This is a genomic window from Pradoshia eiseniae, assembly GCF_002946355.1.
GTDB classification, from domain to species: Bacteria; Bacillota; Bacilli; order Bacillales; family Pradoshiaceae; genus Pradoshia; species Pradoshia eiseniae.
This window is the reverse complement of the sequence record NZ_PKOZ01000001.1, coordinates 904,241-923,735: the sequence shown is the minus strand read 5'-3', so window position 1 is coordinate 923,735 and position 19,495 is coordinate 904,241. Positions and strand designations below refer to the sequence as shown.

The window sequence follows — 19,495 nt, the reverse complement described above, 5'->3', positions numbered from 1 at the left end:
ATGAAGAAATTAACCAAGCAGGAGAAGAGCTGGGCCATGTATGACTGGGCTAATTCTGCCTACTCTATCGTTGTCGTGACGGCAATCTTCCCGCTCTATTTCAAGGCTTCAGCCAACGAGGCTGGTCTGGCCGCTTCAACTTCAACCGCTTATTGGGGCTATGCTAATTCAATAGCGACCTTACTTGTTTCAATTTTAGCCCCCATGCTCGGAACAATCGCTGACTTTAAAGGTTTCAAGAAACGGTTCTTTACGTTTTTCTTTCTATTAGGTATCCTCTTCACAATGCTTCTCGCAGTCGTTCCATTTGAACAATGGTTTTTCTTGCTCGCCTGTTTTATCTTGACGTCCATTGGCTTTGCAGGAGCCAATATCTTTTATGATGCATTTCTCGTGGATGTCACGACAGAGGAGCGCATGAGCAAGACATCGGCATACGGATATGCGACCGGATATATCGGAAGCACCATTCCCTTTGTGATAGGGATTGGCCTAATCATGTCCGCTCAAATGGAGCTGATTCCCCTTTCATTGACGGTTGCAATGCAGGCCGCTTTCTTCATTACGGCCTTATGGTGGGGGTTGTTTACCATCCCTTTTTTAAAGAATATCGAGCAGGTATACTATATCAGCCCAGTTCCAAATCCAGTTAGAGCGAGCTTCAAACGGTTGTACCAAACATTCAAAAACATACAATCCTATAAAAGCTTATTCCTTTTCCTGCTGGCTTACTTCTTCTACATAGATGGCGTCCATACAATCCTCACGATGTCGACGGCTTACGGCACGGATATGGGATTGAGCTCGACTACGCTGCTTATTGTTTTATTTGTTACCCAAGTAGTGGCCGCCCCCTTTTCCCTCCTATATGGGAAACTAGCAGGGAAGTACAATGAAAAGAATATGATCCTATTTGGCATCATCATCTATACGCTCATCTGCATCTATGCTTTTTTTATGGATTCAGCTATCGACTTCTGGATTTTAGCCATGCTAGTCGGCTCCTCCCAAGGGGGGATACAAGCGCTAAGCCGCTCCTATTTTGCGAAACTTGTACCAAAGGAATCCTCCAATGAGTTTTTCGGATTCTATAATATTTTTGGTAAATTCGCCGCCATTACAGGTCCCTTCTTAATGGGGGTGACTACACAGATAACTGGCCAATCAAATATGGGCGTATTCAGCCTTATCATCCTCTTTGTCATCGGGGCAGTGATTCTCATAAAGGTTCCAGCTCAACAGAAAGCACCCGCTGTACCAGCGACGGATTTCTCACCGCCCAATCAGCCGTAAAATAGAGCGCCCTTTCCATGGATCAGTGGATTGGGCGTTTGTTATGGAGCCAAATTGTCACCTCATCTCTTTTTAGTGAATAACTGTTTTTGTAAGGATTGTTGCTATTGATTAATACTTCTTATAGATATGAAAATAGCCACTCCCTTAAAGGAAGTGGCTATACTTGTTATTGAACTAAAGCCCATAATAGTTTAAGTACATTCCTTCGTAAACTTACTTCTTTATTACAGGAATGCCGCTCTGTTTGTAGCATAAAAACCGTTAATTTAACAACCTTTATCTTCTGTTTTTGCTCACATTAGCTAAAAAAACGGACTTTCTTTTTTATTCTTTTAACCTTATTGGGTGAATTAGAATCATCGTCCATTTAAATTTCATCTGGATGCTCATCAAGAACCCAAGGGATTTCAGCATCAAAATCTAACTGAAGGACAGGATCAGGAAAATCTTCTGGAACAAATGCTAAGTCGTCCGAAAAGTCAAACATAAAACTTTTGATTTCGAAAGCATTTTCAAATGTATTAAATTCTCCTTTTAACACTTTGCCTACAAAATGATAATTCCCGATGTATTGTTTTATCATAGTCTCTTTGGTTGGAAATATAGAAAGATTTGCTGGCATAGCAGGATTAATTCCTAAATTATTGAAAAAAATAGCTACGGAAGTATCTAAATGCTTACAAGCCTCTACAAAATTCTTACAGTCCAAACAATCACATACACTAATACCTTTATTATAAAATTCACGTGTCTTAGAGATATCAGCTTCTACTAACCAATTTGCTATTTTAATCTGTTGAAGCATTACAGACACCTACTCTCTTTTTTAAAAACTCAATACTATAAGCATTCTTACAATACCTTCCTCAACTAAACTCCCTGTTACTTCCATCAGGACTTCGATAGAAAGGACATTTATCCTTCTATGAATAGTTATTCAACCAATTAAACAAAAAGGGTATTAATTTGAGAGGGATACGATTCCTTAATTACCCCGTAAAAACCACCTTCTATTTCATCCCCAACTTGGAACGTTGCGGCCCGATTTACTGCAAGGTCACAAAGGTTCTGCCCTTTCCCAATCAACAATGACCGTATCACCATTAATTTCAATAATGCTCCTTTAAATGTAGATTTTCCTCTACTATAAATAACCCAATGATTTTCTTTTTCAATATTCATCCTCATTCCTTCTTCCATTAAACTGACCTTTTTGTTGAATATAATATCTACTTTGAATCAATCAACAAAATGAATATCCCACTTTTAAAAGATGTCGATATTTTATAAGAAGATAGCCAAATGAAATGGAAAAAGATTAAATTAATACCATTATAGTTACAACTAATCCAACTACTCCAAAAAGCAAATATAGATAACCGATAATAAAACTGTTTCTATTCTTATTTTTCTTAAATTCTAAAAAATACAGGCCATACCCTACTACTAAAATCGTCAATAAGACAAATAACAGGTTAAAAAGTATCAATAATGTCCTCCGTTCTAACTACACAATAAAAGAATACATTCGTGCTTATTGATTAAGCATTTTAATTCTCCTTCTTAATATGATCCTTAAATTATATATTCGGTAAAGTAAAAATAAATCCTTCAACCGTTTACCCTGCCACGTCTGTTCCATAAGAAATTCAACACAAAAAGGCATTAATCCTTCTTAAATCAATGCACCCGTTAGTTACTTTCAAAAAAGAGACCTTATTAAAATCCTTGAAATTGATTTGCTTCTGTTAGTTAAAGGAAATCGGGATAGAGTTTTGCCTAAATTGACTTTTGTTATGGAAAGCAAACTTTACGTGGTGAAGGTTTTCAAATATAATGAACTTGATGGAAAGTTAACTTTCCATCAAATAAGGAGGCTAGGGGATGAAAAATAGACTTGCTGAGTTGAGAAAGAAGCACGGCATCAAACAGGAGGAGTTAGCAGATCGCTTAGAAGTCTCTCGCCAAACCATTGGCTCACTTGAAAACGGTCGTTATAATCCCTCTATCATTTTAGCTTTTAAAATCGCTCGACTGTTTGAGGTCAGTATTGAAGACATTTTTATTTATGAGGAGAGTGAAGAAAATGAAAAATAAAAAGATAAAAATATATTTAGCCCTAACAGTTTTGGCAGCAATCTTTGTTGCTATTGGAAAGTTTGTAATTACAGGAAATACGATACCTGGACTTCTTATTGGGATTGGAGCTGGACTATTTGGTCTTAGTTTGGCTCAAATAATTGTAATTGCGATTGCTGAAAAAAATCCAGAATATAAACGAAAAGCTTCAATTGAAGAAAAAGATGAAAGAAATATCGCTATTAATAATAACGCAAAGGCAAAAGGTTTTGATGCAATGGGTTATATTTTAACCATACTAATGCTGATTTTTGTTTTCCTGAATGCAGACTTATCAATTATCCTTTTACTTGTCTTTGCTTACTTACTTGTGTACGGTGTGTTCATCTTTTATTTATATAAATATTCTAAGGAAATGTAAAACGACAATAACAACTAATCCATATAACAGTCCTTAATAAACTTATTCCTCAGTTCACTTTAATATTGTTCTTTATGTTATTCATCAAAACCTTATTAAACTAAACTACCCTTTTTGTTCAAGAAGGTGCTCTCTTCTCGATTGCACCATAATATGAATAGCAGTTTCCCTTTTTATTCAATAGCAACAATCTTTACGAAAACAGCCTTGAATAATAAAAACACCATTCCGTTTGTTCCTGGAATGGTGTTGTTTCTTCCTTATAAATCTATCTCCACCGAAATCGGGCAATGATCACTACCCATAATTTCCGAATGGATGCTGGCTGCCTTTATTTTGTCAGCAATTGAGCTTTGCACGATGAAGTAGTCAATTCTCCAGCCGATATTACGTTCGCGAACGCGGCTCATATACGACCACCATGTATAATGATCAGTCAATTCCGGGTGCAAATGACGGAATGAATCAACAAATCCTGATTCAAGGAGCTCCGTCATCTTTTGCCTTTCCTCATCGGTGAATCCTGAATTGCCCCGATTGGATTTTGCATTTTTTAAATCAATTTCAGAGTGGGCCACATTCAAGTCTCCAGTAAGAATAACTGGCTTCTTCTCGCCAAGCTCCAGTAAATAATCCTTCAATAAATCTTCCCAAACGAGGCGATATCCAAGTCTCGCCAAATCCCGCTGTGAATTAGGCGTATAGACATTTACGAGGTAGTAGCTTTCGAACTCAAGGGTTATGGCCCTGCCTTCAACATCATATTCATCCTTGCCGATTCCATAAGAAACTGACTTTGGCTTTTCCTTAGTAAATACGGCTGTTCCGGAATACCCTTTCTTAACCGCATAGTTCCAGTATTGGTGATATCCTTCTAGCTCGAGGGCAATTTGACCTTCCTGAAGCTTTGTTTCCTGAACACAGAACACATCTGCATCAAGGTTTTGAAAGACCTCCAAGAAGCCTTTCCCCACACATGCTCTTAAGCCGTTGACATTCCATGACACTAATCTCATCTAAATTCTAATCCCCCTATAACTCTCTCATGTTCTATTAGTGAACGTTATTTCCATTATACCAGACAAGACTAATTTGACTCCCCTCTGGATACTTTAATGAAAAAGGAGGAAGAAAAATGGCAAGAAGAACAAAAATCATGATTCCAGAATCAAGGCAAGCTCTCGACCGCTTAAAAGCACAAATCGCCCATACGGATGATCCAGAAAAAGCAAAGTATGAAATTGCTAAAGAAAAAAACATTCCGCTTGCACATGGCTATAATGGCAAAATCACCGCGGAAGACGCCGGGAAAATTGGCGGAGCGTTAGGCGGAGGCATGGTAAAGGAATTAACGAGAATGGCTATGGAGCAATTAAGAATTAACCCGCCAAAAAACTGATTTATAACCTTTTCACGTATTCACGAATCATATCATTCATGTTCATGGCCAGAAGCAGATAGTTTTCAGCAACAACCTTTTCACGATTCTCTCTGCCATCCATGTTTTTGATAATAGACAACTGGATGGCTCGTCCATAATTAAACGAGTCATCCGCCTCTTTCAATTTCTTGTGGGCTAGCTCGATTTCTCCTGCATTTGCGGCTGCAAAGGCTTCAATGGCCGTACTGCTGCAGTCCTCTCCGCATAAGTATAAGGCCTGAATTAATTCATTTCCTCCTTGCATAGGTAAGCCCCCTCATCATCTATTACTAACTAGTATGACGAAGGGGCTTATAATAGAAGCAGGCTTGTCTATTTTGTTTGTTTTTTTCGATCAAAGTAGCGTTCTTCGGCGCGTTTATACAGGCTGATTTCAAGCTCTGTCTCCGGAATGATAGCCGGTACCGGTGATGGCCTGCCCGCTTCATCGACAGCAATCATCGTTAGATAGGCCTCAGAGGTCAAGCGGCGCTCACCTGTCATAAGATTTTCTCCTTCCACCTTCACATAGACAACCATGGATGTTTTATGAGCCCATGTGACAAATGCCTCAAGATTAATGGCTTCCCCTGACTTGATAGGGGCATGGAAATCTAATGAATCTCCTGAAGCAGTCACGACAGGTTTGCGGCAATGACGCATCGCAGCAATGCCGGCAATTTTATCGACATACGCCATTACCTTTCCGCCAAATACCGTCCCATAATGGTTTGTGTCAGCAGGCAGGATCAAATCGGTTAAATACGTTAACGAATCTTTGACTTTCTTCGCTTCATTATGCATAAAATTCTAGTCTCCTGTTTGATAGTATCTTCCTTCTTAATGTACTATATTTTCAGGGAGACTTCCATTTGCTGCTATTGCTTTAAAAGATAATATGGTTGAAGGGGAGAGATACTTTGTATAAATACACCTTATGTTTTCTAAAAAGAAAGGACGAAATCCTTATGCTGAACAGGGATTTTGCCCCTGTTCAAGGATTGTGGAACGGTATCGGCGGAAAGATGAAAGAAGGCGAAACTCCTCTGGACTGCATCATAAGAGAGATTGATGAAGAAACAGGTATTTCGATAAAGCCGGAAGAAGTCACCTTCAAAGGAATCATCACATGGGAAACAGATCTTGGTTATCAAGACGGCCTTTATGTTTTCTTAGCTGATATCCCTAGTGCCACTCACTATGAAACACCCCAAAAGACAGCTGAAGGGATACTGGATTGGAAAAAGATTTCATGGCTGCTAGCCCCCGGCCAGTTAGGTGCCGGAGAAATGATTCCTCACTATTTGCTGAATGTATTAAACTGCCGTGAACCATTAAAGCATGTCTGCATCCTTCAAGACAAAAAATTAATAAGCTATGAATTCACCCATCTGAGTTAACCGATAGGCATATTCCCTACATCAAAACGAATTATTTACACATGCTCACGAAATACTTCAGCAATCTCTCCATACTGAAGTCATGCTCGCTCAATTCCTCAGGGTGAAATTGCGTCCCAATGATTGGCTCAGCTTTTCCCTCGAAGGCCTCGATTAAGCCGTCTTCCGCCTTAGCAGCGCATCTCAAGCCACCGCCCAGTTTCTTTACCCCTTGATGATGGAAGCTGTTCACCTTCGCCTTATCCTTTTTCAAGATTTCGTGGAATCGGGTATCCTTTTCTACGGTTATTTCATGAACCGTCTCAGGCCTCTCAACATCGGTTAAGTGATCAAGATTACGGATAGGATCTTCATCATCAAGATGCTGATGGAGAGTTCCGCCAAGAGCAACATTAATTAAGTGGGAGCCCCTGCAAATCCCAAAGAGGGGTTTCTTCTGCTTCCTTGCCTCTTTAATAACGGCTAAATCCGATTTATCCAGCCTTTCATCTGTTACACCGAGATTTTCACTAGGCTCCTCTCCATAAAACTTCGGATGAACGTCAATGCCGCCCGTTAGCAATACACCATCGACCATGGAAATCCATACCTTAGCGATATCCTCATCACCGAGCGGGAAAATAATTGGAATTCCTCCCGCCTTCTTTACAGCCTCTGAATATTGTAAGTAGATGATTGTACTTTCAATACCTTCTACCTCATATAAATTACTTGTTAATCCGATAATTGGTTTATCTTTCATGGTTATTACCTCCCTAATAGACGACTATTCCCGTATCTGAGTAAAGATAATCTTCCCATGAAAAAAGATTCATAAAAAGGCCAAGCACCCTTTTATGAATCTTTTTATACAATCTTCTATTCTTAATGATTAATGGATGTTCTTCTTCTCGAAATTACCGCCCATGACATCTGCTACATTTTCAATGGCTATAAAAGCATTCTCATCAATATCATGCACGATATCCTTCAGCTTGGTCAATTCCAGCCTCGTCAGAACGCAATAAATCATTTGTGTATCTTCTTGCAAATAACCGCCCTTTGCATAAAGGAAGGTGGTGGATCGGCCCAAACGGTCTTGGATGGCTTGAGAGATTTCTTCATACTCTTTCGAAATAATTGTGGCAGAACGGGATTCATTCAGACCTTCAACAACGATATCCATCACTTTAGCAGCTATATAATACGTAAACATGGAGTACATAGCAGAATCCCATCCATACACAAACCCAGCGATGATAAAGATGAAGAAGTTGATGAACATGATAATCTGTCCGACTGGCAAACGCATTTTCTTCGAAAAGAGAATGGCGACTATTTCCGTCCCATCAAGCGATCCGCCGGCACGAATGACTGTACCAACCCCAAGACCTAAAATTAATCCGCCAAACAGAACAGCCAGAATTCTGTCATCCGTAAACGGTTCGGCATGGTGGAAAAGAGCGGTACTCAAAGAAAGAATGACAATTCCGTATGCGGTAGACAAGGCAAAGGTCTTACCAATCTGTTTATACCCTAAATAGAGGAATGGAAGGTTTATCACGAAGATAAAGATCCCTAATTGTACTTTAGTTACTTCAGATAAGATAATCGATATACCTGTTATCCCTCCGTCCACCACGCTGTTCGGCACTAAAAAGTACTCTAGTGATACCGCCATGAGGACGGCACCAATCGTTATGAACAGGAATCTTAATAACAGCTTCCAAAACGGAGCTTTTTTATGTTTCTTTACCACTATTCTCCCTCTTTTCTTCTCTATTTTTCTTAGTTATTGCTACTGTGACTCTTTTTGACGGATTGATAATCCGCAAATTTCTTGATTACTCTTTGAATGATGACTTGTTCATCCTCATCCAATAATCTCGCATAATTCATCAGAATGTCCCTTGAGTAATTCTTAGCCTTAACCAATACTTCTTCCCCTGCGTCGGTTAAGGTCACTAGCACCGAACGGCGATCACTCTCATCTTGAACACGAGATACAAGTCCACTCTGTACCAGTCTCTCAAGCATAACGGTAATCGCACTAGACTTTACATCCAACTCTTCTGCCAAACGTTTCACGTTGGACACTTTTTCCTTATGAATCGTATTGAGAAGATGGAATTGCGAACCAGTAATCCCTAAATCCTTCAACTCATATAGTTCAGAAATCAGCCCTCTAATAACTGGTACAAGCCATTCTTCCAACTGGTCTAAAATAACCTCTTGATTAGTCAAATCACTGAACCTCGCTTCAAGTATTTTCTGATTGAATAAATATATTATACCATTCAATATTTAATCTTGTTAATAATTAAATCATTTAACTAATTGAGTAAAAAAAGGAAGGGAGAATAGCCATTGCCTATTCTCCCTTCCCTGTATTCCTTATTTAGATGGCATGTGATTTAGATGATGATGATGTACCAACTTCTGATACCCAGTTAAACGGATCCTCAACTTTCCCCGTTTGAATGCCTGTTAATGTATCATATAATTTTTGAGAGATTTCTCCAATCTGGCCGCCATTAATCTCAAGCACATTGTCTTCCCATAACAGTTCGCCCACCGGGGAAACAACGGCAGCTGTACCCGTTCCAAAAGCCTCCTCAAGCTTTCCATCATGATGAGCCTGAATGAGTTCTTCCATCGAAACTCTTCTCTCAATCACTGGTATATCCCAATGCTTCAAGAGCTGAATGATTGAATTTCTTGTCACCCCATCAAGGATGCTCCCATTTAATTCAGGAGTAACAATCTCCCCATTGATTTTGAAAAAGACATTCATGCTGCCAACTTCTTCAATATATTTCTTCTCAATGCCATCCAGCCATAGCACCTGTGAACAGCCGAGTGCTTCGGCCACTTCCTGTGCTTTCAGGGAGGCAGAATAATTGCCGCCTGTTTTAGCCATTCCCGTCCCGCCTTTAACAGAACGGACAAATTCCTTTTCAACCCCGATGCGTACTGGATTAATCCCATCCTTATAATAGGCTCCGACCGGCGAGAGAATAATCATGAACCGGTAATGCTTAGATGGAGAAACGCCTAAATAAGTCTCCGTTGAGATGATGAATGGACGGATATAAAGGGACGTGCCCTCTGCATCCGGAACCCAGTCCCGGTCAACTTCAACCAATGTCTTAAGTGCCTCTAACATAAAGGACTCATCAATAGAAGGAATACACAGTCGATCATTTGATTTATTCATTCGCTCAAAGTTCTTCTCCGGTCTAAACAAAAGAATCCGTCCTTCTTTTGTCCGGTATGCCTTTAGACCTTCGAACACGGTTTGCCCATAATGGAAGGTCATGCAGGAAGGATCAAGCGTGATGGGTTGGTAAGGAATGATGCGCGGATCATGCCAGCCCCCCAGCTCTTCATCATAATCCATGATAAACATGTGATCTGTGAAGATTCTTCCAAACCCAAGGCTGTCTGGGTCAGGTTTTTGTTTTTTAGTTCTTGTATGAATAATAGTGATTTGTGTATCCATATGATGTCTCCTTCAAATTGTCAGAATAGTTAATAAAAATAATTGTACTCTTGTATCCCCTACTCTGCAAGTAGTAAAACCGATAAAATAGGTTTTTTCATAAAAAAAAGATGAATTACCCTAGCGGAAATTCATCTTTCTTAACTATTTTATGATTCATCACCCTTACGCATGACAATATAGGGAAGCAATTTGTCAGTCGAATCACGGCCAAGCTTTTCAATTTGCCAATTCTTGCATTGGAGATGGCTTGCATCCATCATCTGAAATGCTTCCTCCTGTGAAGGAGAAGAAATGACATATTCCTGATTCTCAGCATGCTTATTTTTGAAATGGTATAAATACAAGGGTTGCTTTATCAGGTTTTTCAATCCGGCTATTTGCTCGATGTCTCGCTCAAATTTTCCAAGCTGCTTCAGTGTATGGTTTTTATTCTCAATAACCCCGTCTACATCACCCATATCATGCACGACGGTTTTTGTCTCTCCATGCTTAAAAACGACTCGCGTGACACATGTGGGGCTGTCCGGGATAATCTCCCGGGAAGAATGATAGATAAAATTCTTATAATCAAATGATAGCAATAAATCCTCTAGCTTTTTTAACCGTTGGCTGCTGATCGTATAAACATGTGCTCCTAAAAATGAGACATTTTTCTCGCCATTCCAAAATACCTTGCCGTCTGAATGAATGGTTGACTGATAAACCGGGGAGCTTCCTTTACACGAAGTGCGGGAAATGGAAATCTCTTTAAACAACTTGATTGCAGCCTCCTATAAAGAAATCATGCCGAAGAATCGGCATTAATATAAATTCTATTTTAAATAATATGTCTGTAACACCAATAACATAATTGTAACATTTTCCAACTTCCTTATCATAAGGCAATCTCTCTATTAATTAAAGCAACTTATTCCCTAAAAAGGACAAAAAAACCCCTGTTTTTGTCAAATTAGTGCCAATGGAGGATGAAGGTATAAGAAAAGAGAATCAGCGTATACTAAAAAGGCTGCTCCATGACAAATGGATCAGCGAGAACGTATCCAACAGACGAGGTGATTAGACTTGAGTTACAAAAACGAATTAGATTCGCACTCTTCCCTCTTCCATCATAACTGGACAAGAAGGAAGCGCTCAAAGTCACAGGTCAACGGACATACGATGATGTCACAGACCAATATCATTTTGAGAAGTAACGCAAAGGCTCACCGCTGGTAAAGGATGCTTTCACGAAAAAAGACACCCAATGACAGGTGTCTTTTTTCGCATGATAGTTTAAGGCTGAGGGCAGGCAACTCCCGCATTTCAGCCTGGTTTTCTATTTAGCCATACTTGATGGTTATATTTTTGTATTTAGTGCCTAACATCGATTTTCTCTTAAGCACGTGGTAATTGTTGCAGGATATAGTTAATGGTTTCCTCTGACTCCAATCGAACCGCGACATAAGGCGGATCGATGTTTCGGTTTGCCTCAATCGGAATGCCAATCCACATGTATCGCCGGTCAATGCAAATCATGCTAAATGGCGGCCCCTCCTTCAAATGTTGATCTGGGTCTAAATATGGATGCTCCTCATTTGAATAGAGCGCCAATTTTGCTCTGGCCGGTCTCATTTGCAGCCCTCGTGCCAGTTCTTTAGACAGAATGCAGCGATTTGGGAGGGATAGGATGATCTGACTTCGTGCCTGTGTGATATCATTTAGCACATCATCAAGCTTACGTGCATAAAGCCATCTAAGCTTTGGATGAGGATGCTTAATCCATTTCCCAATCTGGTCCATCCCGATCGTTCTGTTATGCTGAAGCTGGAAATCGATGAATTGATGCAATGTCTTATATCTCGGAATAGAGTTCTTCAGAAAATCAACATCACTGACATGAATCAGCTTACCCTTCGTTCGTGTGATGGCTACATTCAAGAGCCGCTCGCTCTCATTTCCTGTCAGGAGCATTCCTGCCCTCTTCTGTGGATAGGAATCAACCGTATCAAAGATCATAAGCTCCCTCTCGCTTCCCTGGAAGCGATGAACGGTCGCAGCGATAAAAGCTCCAGCTGCATATTGCTCTGGATATAAATCCTGCAGGAGCTTCTCCATTAAGATAGCCTGAGCCCTGTATGGGGTCACATATCCAATTGACGTACTCCCGCCTTCGTATGCCTCATGAATCAGCTGCAAAGAGAGCAAAGCATGCATTAAATTCATTCTTGAGCCGGAGCTGCCCCCCGAGAAGCAATGCTCGCCGGTAAAGCTCGCATCCAGCAGAATGGAAGCCGCTTGTTCAAACGGTGCCCTAGCAACGATTTCCTGCCTGCTCGTCCGCACACTTGGATGGTCACCGACAAGTGAATTGTATACGTATTGATTGGTAAACGCGGAAATGTCGGGATGCATCCGCCGCTGTTCCTTCAATAGAAATAAATGCGGATGAAGCACTCCGCCTCTTGCGATATCTGCAACCCCAGCACGATGGAAAATATCCTCTCGCAGCCATGTATCAACAAGCTCACCTCTCGATGCCGCAATCGGCGGCAGCTGCTTGAAGTCCCCGCAAATAATGGCCCTTTTTGCCAAGCTAGCGGCAAAGGCGATTTGCGGGATAAAGGCCATACTCGCCTCGTCTACAATCACAAGGTCAAATTCCTGCTCATATATGACCGGATCATTCGCTGCCTTTGCAAGCGTCGTCCCTATAATGGCTGCCTCTTTGACAAGCTTCATCTCCTGCTTCCGGATTCGGTCAAGAATGCGGCCAAGCTTTTGTTCAAGCTCAAGCAGCTGCCTGGAATCGCGCACACTAAAGGACTGGGAGAGATCCTTCTTCAAGAGGCGTTTCTCCTCAGTGATTCGCTCTTTATCGCTTAACAATCCCGTATCCTGGTCCGCAAGTAATTGGGACGGCAGGATGTCACCATGCATTAAAAGTCCATCCCCCGCCTGATTACCATAACGTAATAGATCTCCCGCCTTGAATTTTTCCGCTTTTTTGATGAAAGCAGCTGTCTCGCCGAGGAGAACATCTACAGCCTGGTTGCTGTGAGAAAGCACAAGCACTCTTTTATCCTTGAAGTATTTATTGGCGGCGGTCCGGGCTAATGTATACGTCTTCCCGGTTCCCGGAGGTCCCCACACAAATGTTACCGGATTATATTTAGACCGCTGGAATAACTCCTGCACAGCTGTTTTGCTCTCTAAGCTCGGGCGTTTATCCGGGAAATCCGGAGCCATCAGCCTTTTCACACGGCTACGCTTTCGCTTGCTTTTCTTAATTTCATCCAGCCGTTCTATTAATTGTTCTAGAAGCTCCCAAGGGTCATGCGAAATGAATGCCTCATCTATTAAATCCCCAATCGACTGCTCCAAGGAAACCAAAAGCGTATTCCCTTCAGCCGACAGGACGCGCGCATCATATTTGCTTCCATCTCGCTCGAGGCGAGCTACCGTCCCAATAGGAATCTTCAAGGGTGAGACCGTTTCAAAGTAATACGTATACGTCTCACCCGATTCAATCTGATTCCCGTTCATAAGTACATATTTATGACTTCCGTATTTTTTCAGATGGCCGATTTCCTGTGAAAGGGCTTCTTGCCATTGTTCGATATATTGCTTTGTTGAAATAGAAGTTAACGTGATCACTAATCCTAACCTCTTATCTGCTTCGTATTTATTCTCAATTTGATTACTATAACATACAAATATATGTTCTGGAAACAAGCTAAAAATGGATTCACCCTTGCTTTCACCCCTAAAATTTACCTTGCTTTACAAGATATACAATCATATACTTTTACTATACCTTGTTATACAAGATAAGAAATGCGGTGATTATTCGTATGTCCCAGACACAGATGATGAAAGGAATATTGGATGGCTGCCTCCTCGCTATTATCAAGGAGAAGGAATGCTACGGGTATGAAATGGCCGAGGAATTGAGCCAATATGGCTTTGATGCGATCAGTGAAGGTACCATCTATCCCCTATTGCTCCGGATGCAGCGGGAGGGGTTGGTCACCTCAGTTCGTAAGGATTCCACCGCTGGCCCGAAACGGAAGTATTATTCCTTAACAAACGAAGGAGAACAAGCTTTGGATAATTTTCTAAAAAGATGGACTCAGCTTGAGAAAAGCGTAAACGCCATTATTAAGAAAGGATGAGGTGATTTTAATGGAGGAGAAACTATCTGCTAAAAGCACGCGATTTGTGGAAGATTTAAGAGTGTATTTATTTTCAAGCGGGAAAAAGAATGAAGAGATTGATGATATCATCCGTGAGCTCGAGGATCATTTATATGAGGCAGAATCCAAGGGGAAATCTATTGAAAAGATCATTGGTTCCTCTCCAAAAGATTACATGTTAAGCCTTTCAGATGAGATGAAAACCGATTATAAAGGCTGGGCGAAGTATATCCCGTTACTCATTGTCGGACCCATGTCATATTTGGTGTTCAAAGACCTTCTATCCGGGACATTAAGCTATGGTATTTTAACCATTATCGGCAGTATTATCTTCAGCATCCTTTTCTTTGCCGGAGTGATGGCAGCCTTACGTTATACGGCGAGCCGCCAAGTATCAAGGAAAAAAGAATTTTTCATATTCTTATTGCCTGCCGTTCTATGCATGTTATTCATCAGCGGTATATTATTAATTGATTTACTTTATCCAAGTCCCATCATTCACTTTGGTGTATTAGGGAGCAGTCTAATAGGCATTCTGTTCCTAATAACCATCATTATTTTCTCCATTTGGACAAAGACCGCCATCCTTCCAGTCACTCTGCTTGCCCTGTACCTGCCTGAACTAGCTTTGTCAAAAACCTCTATGAGTGAAATGGTACAAATGGTCATCAGTATGGTGATAACCTATATGATTATTGGCACATACTTATTGATTATTTTGAGAAGAGAGAAGGTAAAAAATTCGGTAAAGCTTCATCGATGATTCGAAGTTCTTCCTTTCAATAGATAAAAGACCCTGTGCCGCAGAATTCTTCATGCAGCACAGGGTTCCAGTTAGAATTGAGGGTTTATTTTCATCTCCCCATATACCTTTAATATATTCTTAGGTGTATACATATAATCTTTCAACTGGAGGTGTTATATGAATAATAAGAAACTGTTTAAATCTAGAGTAGATAAGCCGATAAGTGGAGTGTTTGGCGGTTTGGCGATTTATTTAGATATGGATGCCAATATACTCCGATTAATCTTTGTATTCTTTTCATTGGTTACTGCACTCATCCCTTTCTTCCTCCTATATCTAATTGCTGCGTTCATAATTCCCTACGAAGATAACCATGAACCTCCTGACTTAGTTAATACAGAAGAAAAGTCTTAAATAACATCTAAAAACAAAGACAAAAATTTAATGGACCTCCAGCCAACGCCGAAGGTCCATTTTGTACTTAATCTTTTTTAAATAACTTCTTAAAGAATGAAAAGCCTCCACCAGTCGGTTCCTTTTCATTCTTTTTTTCTGTATTCTTTGTTGGATCAGGCAAGCTAATATCTTCTTTGTTAATCGCATATCCATATGCCAGTACGGCTCCGTGCGGAGAATTATAGTCCTTGTTCAAAACAATCTTGAACTGGATCTTGTGTGATTCCGCCAATTTCACGTATTTCGATAAATACGAATAGTCGATATGGCCATTGAGATAAAGAACAGCTCCCGTATTATTTTTCAATATATCTTCAAATGCTGATGGTATTTTATTTTCGAAGACGGTTTTCTGCCCTAGGGCAACGACAACCCGTTCACGCAAGGAACCAAGAAATTCCCTGCGTTCCTCTGTTTTGATTTCCTTTGCCCCATGGATTCCCTCTTGCAGATAGTCATCCACTGTTTTTTTCGACATCCCGTTCGCCTCCTCCATTCTTTCTTATCCTATGTATCGGTTGTGTTGTTGGGTCCTTATTATTAGGTTGTAATGAATGTCATTTTTTATGCAAAAGAAAAGACACCTGCATATAGCAAGTGTCTTCTTTCGAAAATTGAGGCGAGGTCACAGCACTCCACATTGTGCTTGCCATTTAAGGCATGTGCTCGTCTTACACAATTCAGCTCATCGCGTAGATAACTATAGCATATTCTTTTGAATAAGGCAACAGTTATTAGGATAGAGCTTCTGTCAAGGCTGGTACGACTTGTTTCTTGCGTGAAACGACACCTTTTAATACAGCCGTTTTATTCACTAACGTCACTCCGAAGGCTTGCTCTACTGCAGCTGATTTCTCGCCGACAGCAAGGGCAACGGAATCATTGGTCAGGATGTCAGTTACGACAAGCAAGAAAAGGTCCAAGCCTTTCTCATCAATTGAAGCTTGCATAGCTGCTTCAAGCTCAGCTTGCTTAGCCATGACTTCATTTGTATCTACTGCGTTCACTTGCGCGATTTCTACTTTAGATGTTCCCATGCTGAATTCTTTCGCATCAAGGGAGATCAATTCTTCGATTGTTTTCTTGCTTAAGTCCGCTCCAGCTTTAAGCATGTCAAGACCATACACTTCAGCATCCACGCCAGCGATCGCAGCCAATTCCTTCGCTGCTTGAACATCTTGCTCTGTGCATGTTGGGGATTTGAACAATAAGGAATCAGAAATGATCGCAGAAAGCATAAGGCCAGCGATTTCCTTCTTGATTTCTACTCCGTTCTCTTTGTAAAGCTTGTTCAAGATTGTCGCTGTGCAGCCAACAGGCTCAGCGCGGTAGTATAACGGGTCAGCTGTTTCAAAGTTCGCGATGCGGTGGTGATCGATTACTTCAAGCACGCGTACTTGTTCGATATCATCCGCACTTTGCTGACGTTCATTATGGTCAACGAGAATAACCTCGTTCACTTCTTCAGCAACCTTCTCCACTAAACGAGGAGCTTCAATTTTGAATGTATCCAAAGCAAATTGAGTTTCTCCGTTCACGGAACCCAGTCTTACTGGCTCGGCATTCATTCCTAGTGCTTTCTTTAATTCCGCATAAGCGATAGCTGAACAGATTGTATCTGTATCAGGGTTTTTATGTCCAAAGATCAATACTTTTTCCATCGACATTCATACTCCTTTAATTAAATATGTAATTCTTCGACATTCACAAAGAATTGTTTCGTAAACCATTTTTCATTATACCTGAATTAGGCTCATTTTTTAAGATTTCCCGGCATTTTCAGTCGAAAATATAAAATTTATTTTCCCGTCCTTCCACTCAAGCGTGGCATCAAACGTATTGTCTCCCTTTTTGAAGCCTTTAATAAGGCCTGTCCTGCCCTCTTTCAAAAGCTTTTGCATATTGGCCTGGCTGATTTTCTTCCCTAGTATGGTCTTAGAGAAAGTGTATTTACATTCCTTCTCTCGGTAATTCACACATCCATAGAATTGACCTTTATCCACGATGTCACCTTGGCATAATGGGCATTGGCCCATTTTTTTCGGTTTTGGGAATTTAGACCCTTTCCGCTGGATGCTCTCCACATTGTATCCGGAGAAATCCCATGTTTCGAATCCCTTTACCGCATCCTCAATGATTTTTGCCGTCAATTTCTTCGTTTGTTCCATGAATTGGGCGGCAGATGCTTTCCCTTCTCCAATCTCCGCGAGACGCTGCTCCCATTTAGCCGTCATCTCTGGGGAAGCGAGGATTTCCTCCCCAATCGCTTTAATTAGCACCTTTCCCTTATCTGTTGCAAAGACCTGATTCTTTTTGACGTCTATATACTTCCGGTCCTTCAGGCTGGTGATAATTCCAGCCCTCGTCGCTTCCGTTCCAAGACCTTCAGACTTCATCAGCACCTTCTCTAGCTCCTCATTATCCAAATGCTTGCCCGCTGTTTTCATCAAGGTAATAAGCTGGCCCTCTGTATATCGTTTCGGCGGTTGGGTTTTCCCCTCCTTGACCTTCACCTTCTTCACGATACCGGTGTCATCCTGCTTTACATTCGGCAGGATGGTATCCTCATCCTTGTCATCGAGAAAAACGACCTTGCGCCAGCCTTCACGAATTTGCTGCTTGCCCTTTGATATAAATTCAGCCCGTCCATTCACAAGGGTTGTGATCGTCGTATAATCGAAGACAGCCGATTCATAATGAGCAGCAATCAAACGGCGTACGACCAAATCATAGATATTCTTCTCCTCACCAGATAACCGGTTTGGGTTCGTTACCTGTTCAGTCGGGATGATGGCATAGTGATCGGACACCTTCTTCTCATTCACGAAGCGCTTGTTATGAAGGATCGACGGGTTTGGAACAGGCATAAGTGATTTATAGTCTTCAAACTGGCCAAGTTTCGCCAGAATATCCGGAAACAGCTCTGCCTCTCCCTCCGTTACATAGTTTGAATCACTCCGCGGGTAGGAGACAATCCCTTTTTGGTAAAGCTTCTGCAGTATATCGAGTGTTTTCTTTGGTGAGTATTTAAAGGCTTTATTGGCCGTCGCCTGCAAGGAAGACAGATTAAACAATAATGGAGGCTGGAATTCCTTCCGCTCTGTTTTCATTTCCTTAATGACCGCTTCCTTGGATTTGCAGAAGGCAGCTATTTTCTCAGCCATCTCTTTCTGGTCAAGCCTTGACTCTCCATCCTTTTCCCATTTCCCCTCATATGTATGGCCATCCATCTGGAAGGTGGCAATGACTTCCCAAAAAGGCTTTGAAACAAATGATTCAATCTCATGCTCCCTTTTCACAATCAAGGCAAGTGTCGGTGTCTGCACACGCCCGGCCGAGAAGACATCATTCATTCCCTTTTGTTTCAGCAGGAGGGAATAAGCCCGCGAAGCATTCATGCCGACGAGCCAATCTGCACATGCCCTCGTGTAAGCCTCATGAAATAAATAAATCGTTTCCTGTCCATCCTTCAGCGACTTAAATCCATCCATGATGGACTTTTTCGTCAGGGAAGAAATCCAAAGCCTCTTCATTGGCTTCTTCACGCCGCTTAAGGAAATGATATTACGGACAATCAATTCCCCTTCGCGCCCAGCATCCCCTGCATGAATGATCGTTGAAACCTCTGGCCTTTTTAATAATTGCTTAACGATATTAAATTGCTTATATTTCGATTTCGTTACTTGATATGTAAATCGTTCGGGTATGATTGGCAATGAGCCCATGGACCATTTCTTCCATTCCGGCTTATATGTCTCCGGTGCCGATAATTCAGTTAAATGGCCAATCGCCCACGTGCAAAACGCCCCGTCAGGAAAAATATCATTAGGCGAAATTTCCACATACCCATCATGCCGCTTAAAGGTAAATGGCGATGCCAATGTCAATCCTTGATCCGGTTTCTCCGCGATGATTAATTCCATAACAGACTCCTTCTTTGAAGCGTAATCTCTCAAATATCTATTATAAAACATGAATTGGTCTTTTGGGATAGGTTCCTGCAAAAACGATGATTTAACGGA

At 41.1% G+C, this 19,495-nt stretch carries 23 protein-coding genes; 9 read left to right on the top strand and 14 right to left on the bottom strand.

Annotated features, from left to right (window positions below; all coding sequences use genetic code 11):
• Complete coding sequence (locus CYL18_RS04580; RefSeq protein ID WP_104848368.1) at window positions 1-1,293, top strand: MFS transporter; 1,293 nt, start codon at window positions 1-3, stop codon at window positions 1,291-1,293.
• A gap of 370 nt (window positions 1,294-1,663) precedes the next feature.
• On the opposite strand, the gene CYL18_RS04575 is transcribed toward CYL18_RS04580, so the two are convergent.
• Together CYL18_RS04575 and CYL18_RS04570 are read right to left on the bottom strand one after the other, a co-directional pair.
• Window positions 1,664-2,101, bottom strand: coding sequence for a hypothetical protein (locus tag CYL18_RS04575; RefSeq protein ID WP_104848247.1), 438 nt, complete (start codon window positions 2,099-2,101; stop codon window positions 1,664-1,666).
• A 140-nt stretch (window positions 2,102-2,241) separates the two neighbouring features.
• Window positions 2,242-2,478 carry a hypothetical protein gene (locus CYL18_RS04570; protein ID WP_146102811.1) on the bottom strand — a complete coding sequence of 79 codons (237 nt, stop codon included), beginning with the start codon at window positions 2,476-2,478 and terminating at the stop codon, window positions 2,242-2,244.
• 702 nt (window positions 2,479-3,180) lie between these two features.
• Here CYL18_RS04570 and CYL18_RS04565 point away from each other — a divergent pair.
• Both CYL18_RS04565 and CYL18_RS04560 read left to right on the top strand, forming a co-directional pair.
• Window positions 3,181-3,393 carry a helix-turn-helix transcriptional regulator gene (locus CYL18_RS04565; protein WP_104848245.1) on the top strand — a complete coding sequence of 71 codons (213 nt, stop codon included), beginning with the start codon at window positions 3,181-3,183 and terminating at the stop codon, window positions 3,391-3,393.
• The gene (locus CYL18_RS04560) at window positions 3,383-3,796 is read left to right on the top strand and encodes a DUF6442 family protein (protein ID WP_104848244.1); all 414 of its coding nucleotides are present in this window, start codon (window positions 3,383-3,385) and stop codon (window positions 3,794-3,796) included. The genes CYL18_RS04565 and CYL18_RS04560 overlap by 11 nt, the downstream gene beginning before the upstream one ends.
• Before the next feature lie 260 nt (window positions 3,797-4,056).
• Here CYL18_RS04560 and CYL18_RS04555 read toward each other — a convergent pair whose 3' ends face one another.
• Window positions 4,057-4,812, bottom strand: a complete 756-nt coding sequence (locus CYL18_RS04555; RefSeq protein ID WP_104848243.1) for an exodeoxyribonuclease III — start codon at window positions 4,810-4,812, stop codon at window positions 4,057-4,059.
• A gap of 119 nt (window positions 4,813-4,931) precedes the next feature.
• Between CYL18_RS04555 and CYL18_RS04550 the strand changes: the two genes are divergently transcribed.
• Entirely contained in the window at window positions 4,932-5,195 is a 264-nt protein-coding gene (locus CYL18_RS04550) for a small, acid-soluble spore protein, alpha/beta type (RefSeq protein ID WP_104848242.1), read from the top strand.
• Between the two features lies 1 nt (window position 5,196).
• Here the strand turns inward: CYL18_RS04550 and CYL18_RS04545 are convergent, their stop codons facing one another.
• On the bottom strand, window positions 5,197-5,481 hold the full coding sequence (locus tag CYL18_RS04545; RefSeq protein ID WP_104848241.1) for a PTS lactose/cellobiose transporter subunit IIA: 285 nt from the start codon (window positions 5,479-5,481) through the stop codon (window positions 5,197-5,199).
• A 68-nt stretch (window positions 5,482-5,549) separates the two neighbouring features.
• Window positions 5,550-6,020: an acyl-CoA thioesterase gene (locus CYL18_RS04540; protein WP_104848240.1), complete on the bottom strand. Its 471-nt coding sequence runs from the start codon at window positions 6,018-6,020 to the stop codon at window positions 5,550-5,552.
• Between the two features lie 98 nt (window positions 6,021-6,118).
• On the opposite strand from CYL18_RS04540, the gene CYL18_RS04535 reads away from it, so the two are divergent.
• Window positions 6,119-6,616: an NUDIX hydrolase gene (locus CYL18_RS04535; RefSeq protein WP_330847565.1), complete on the top strand. Its 498-nt coding sequence runs from the start codon at window positions 6,119-6,121 to the stop codon at window positions 6,614-6,616.
• Between the two features lie 31 nt (window positions 6,617-6,647).
• On the opposite strand, the gene CYL18_RS04530 is transcribed toward CYL18_RS04535, so the two are convergent.
• From CYL18_RS04530 to CYL18_RS04510, 5 genes are all read right to left on the bottom strand, one after another.
• The gene (locus CYL18_RS04530) at window positions 6,648-7,358 is read right to left on the bottom strand and encodes a gamma-glutamyl-gamma-aminobutyrate hydrolase family protein (protein WP_104848238.1); all 711 of its coding nucleotides are present in this window, start codon (window positions 7,356-7,358) and stop codon (window positions 6,648-6,650) included.
• A 129-nt stretch (window positions 7,359-7,487) separates the two neighbouring features.
• Window positions 7,488-8,354, bottom strand: a complete 867-nt coding sequence (locus CYL18_RS04525) for a YitT family protein (RefSeq protein WP_104848237.1) — start codon at window positions 8,352-8,354, stop codon at window positions 7,488-7,490.
• A gap of 29 nt (window positions 8,355-8,383) precedes the next feature.
• Window positions 8,384-8,839: a MarR family winged helix-turn-helix transcriptional regulator gene (locus CYL18_RS04520; RefSeq protein WP_161497077.1), complete on the bottom strand. Its 456-nt coding sequence runs from the start codon at window positions 8,837-8,839 to the stop codon at window positions 8,384-8,386.
• A gap of 154 nt (window positions 8,840-8,993) precedes the next feature.
• Window positions 8,994-10,097, bottom strand: a complete 1,104-nt coding sequence (locus tag CYL18_RS04515) for a branched-chain amino acid aminotransferase (RefSeq protein ID WP_104848235.1) — start codon at window positions 10,095-10,097, stop codon at window positions 8,994-8,996.
• 149 nt (window positions 10,098-10,246) lie between these two features.
• Window positions 10,247-10,855 carry a DUF6438 domain-containing protein gene (locus CYL18_RS04510; protein ID WP_104848234.1) on the bottom strand — a complete coding sequence of 203 codons (609 nt, stop codon included), beginning with the start codon at window positions 10,853-10,855 and terminating at the stop codon, window positions 10,247-10,249.
• A gap of 307 nt (window positions 10,856-11,162) precedes the next feature.
• Between CYL18_RS04510 and CYL18_RS04505 the strand changes: the two genes are divergently transcribed.
• Complete coding sequence (locus tag CYL18_RS04505) at window positions 11,163-11,315, top strand: YpzG family protein (protein ID WP_104848233.1); 153 nt, start codon at window positions 11,163-11,165, stop codon at window positions 11,313-11,315.
• 159 nt (window positions 11,316-11,474) lie between these two features.
• Here CYL18_RS04505 and CYL18_RS04500 read toward each other — a convergent pair whose 3' ends face one another.
• Complete coding sequence (locus tag CYL18_RS04500) at window positions 11,475-13,733, bottom strand: DEAD/DEAH box helicase (protein WP_330847564.1); 2,259 nt, start codon at window positions 13,731-13,733, stop codon at window positions 11,475-11,477.
• Between the two features lie 197 nt (window positions 13,734-13,930).
• Here CYL18_RS04500 and CYL18_RS04495 point away from each other — a divergent pair, with 197 nt between their 5' ends.
• The 3 genes from CYL18_RS04495 to CYL18_RS04485 all read left to right on the top strand — a co-directional run bounded on the left by CYL18_RS04495 (window position 13,931) and on the right by CYL18_RS04485 (window position 15,431).
• The gene (locus CYL18_RS04495) at window positions 13,931-14,251 is read left to right on the top strand and encodes a PadR family transcriptional regulator (RefSeq protein WP_104848232.1); all 321 of its coding nucleotides are present in this window, start codon (window positions 13,931-13,933) and stop codon (window positions 14,249-14,251) included.
• Window positions 14,252-14,261: 10 nt separating this feature from the next.
• Window positions 14,262-15,035 (top strand): HAAS domain-containing protein, encoded by a 774-nt coding sequence (locus tag CYL18_RS04490; RefSeq protein ID WP_104848231.1) that lies wholly within the window; start codon window positions 14,262-14,264, stop codon window positions 15,033-15,035.
• 159 nt (window positions 15,036-15,194) lie between these two features.
• The gene (locus tag CYL18_RS04485; protein WP_104848230.1) at window positions 15,195-15,431 is read left to right on the top strand and encodes a PspC domain-containing protein; all 237 of its coding nucleotides are present in this window, start codon (window positions 15,195-15,197) and stop codon (window positions 15,429-15,431) included.
• A gap of 67 nt (window positions 15,432-15,498) precedes the next feature.
• Here the strand turns inward: CYL18_RS04485 and CYL18_RS04480 are convergent, their stop codons facing one another.
• The 3 genes from CYL18_RS04480 to CYL18_RS04470 all read right to left on the bottom strand — a co-directional run bounded on the left by CYL18_RS04480 (window position 15,499) and on the right by CYL18_RS04470 (window position 19,396).
• The gene (locus tag CYL18_RS04480; protein ID WP_104848229.1) at window positions 15,499-15,951 is read right to left on the bottom strand and encodes a YueI family protein; all 453 of its coding nucleotides are present in this window, start codon (window positions 15,949-15,951) and stop codon (window positions 15,499-15,501) included.
• Between the two features lie 256 nt (window positions 15,952-16,207).
• The gene (locus CYL18_RS04475) at window positions 16,208-17,134 is read right to left on the bottom strand and encodes a manganese-dependent inorganic pyrophosphatase (RefSeq protein ID WP_104848228.1); all 927 of its coding nucleotides are present in this window, start codon (window positions 17,132-17,134) and stop codon (window positions 16,208-16,210) included.
• Between the two features lie 99 nt (window positions 17,135-17,233).
• Window positions 17,234-19,396, bottom strand: a complete 2,163-nt coding sequence (locus CYL18_RS04470; protein WP_104848227.1) for a DNA topoisomerase III — start codon at window positions 19,394-19,396, stop codon at window positions 17,234-17,236.
• Window positions 19,397-19,495 lie beyond the last annotated feature (99 nt).

Coding starts and splice junctions, on each gene's coding strand:
- CYL18_RS04580 (WP_104848368.1), top strand. CDS start 1: ATGAAGAAATTAACCAAGCAGGAGAAGAGCTGGGCCATGTATGACTGG.
- CYL18_RS04575 (WP_104848247.1), bottom strand. CDS start 2,101: ATGCTTCAACAGATTAAAATAGCAAATTGGTTAGTAGAAGCTGATATC.
- CYL18_RS04570 (WP_146102811.1), bottom strand. CDS start 2,478: ATGAATATTGAAAAAGAAAATCATTGGGTTATTTATAGTAGAGGAAAA.
- CYL18_RS04565 (WP_104848245.1), top strand. CDS start 3,181: ATGAAAAATAGACTTGCTGAGTTGAGAAAGAAGCACGGCATCAAACAG.
- CYL18_RS04560 (WP_104848244.1), top strand. CDS start 3,383: ATGAAAAATAAAAAGATAAAAATATATTTAGCCCTAACAGTTTTGGCA.
- CYL18_RS04555 (WP_104848243.1), bottom strand. CDS start 4,812: ATGAGATTAGTGTCATGGAATGTCAACGGCTTAAGAGCATGTGTGGGG.
- CYL18_RS04550 (WP_104848242.1), top strand. CDS start 4,932: ATGGCAAGAAGAACAAAAATCATGATTCCAGAATCAAGGCAAGCTCTC.
- CYL18_RS04545 (WP_104848241.1), bottom strand. CDS start 5,481: ATGCAAGGAGGAAATGAATTAATTCAGGCCTTATACTTATGCGGAGAG.
- CYL18_RS04540 (WP_104848240.1), bottom strand. CDS start 6,020: ATGCATAATGAAGCGAAGAAAGTCAAAGATTCGTTAACGTATTTAACC.
- CYL18_RS04530 (WP_104848238.1), bottom strand. CDS start 7,358: ATGAAAGATAAACCAATTATCGGATTAACAAGTAATTTATATGAGGTA.
- CYL18_RS04515 (WP_104848235.1), bottom strand. CDS start 10,097: ATGGATACACAAATCACTATTATTCATACAAGAACTAAAAAACAAAAA.
- CYL18_RS04495 (WP_104848232.1), top strand. CDS start 13,931: ATGTCCCAGACACAGATGATGAAAGGAATATTGGATGGCTGCCTCCTC.
- CYL18_RS04490 (WP_104848231.1), top strand. CDS start 14,262: ATGGAGGAGAAACTATCTGCTAAAAGCACGCGATTTGTGGAAGATTTA.
- CYL18_RS04485 (WP_104848230.1), top strand. CDS start 15,195: ATGAATAATAAGAAACTGTTTAAATCTAGAGTAGATAAGCCGATAAGT.
- CYL18_RS04480 (WP_104848229.1), bottom strand. CDS start 15,951: ATGTCGAAAAAAACAGTGGATGACTATCTGCAAGAGGGAATCCATGGG.
- CYL18_RS04475 (WP_104848228.1), bottom strand. CDS start 17,134: ATGGAAAAAGTATTGATCTTTGGACATAAAAACCCTGATACAGATACA.
- CYL18_RS04470 (WP_104848227.1), bottom strand. CDS start 19,396: ATGGAATTAATCATCGCGGAGAAACCGGATCAAGGATTGACATTGGCA.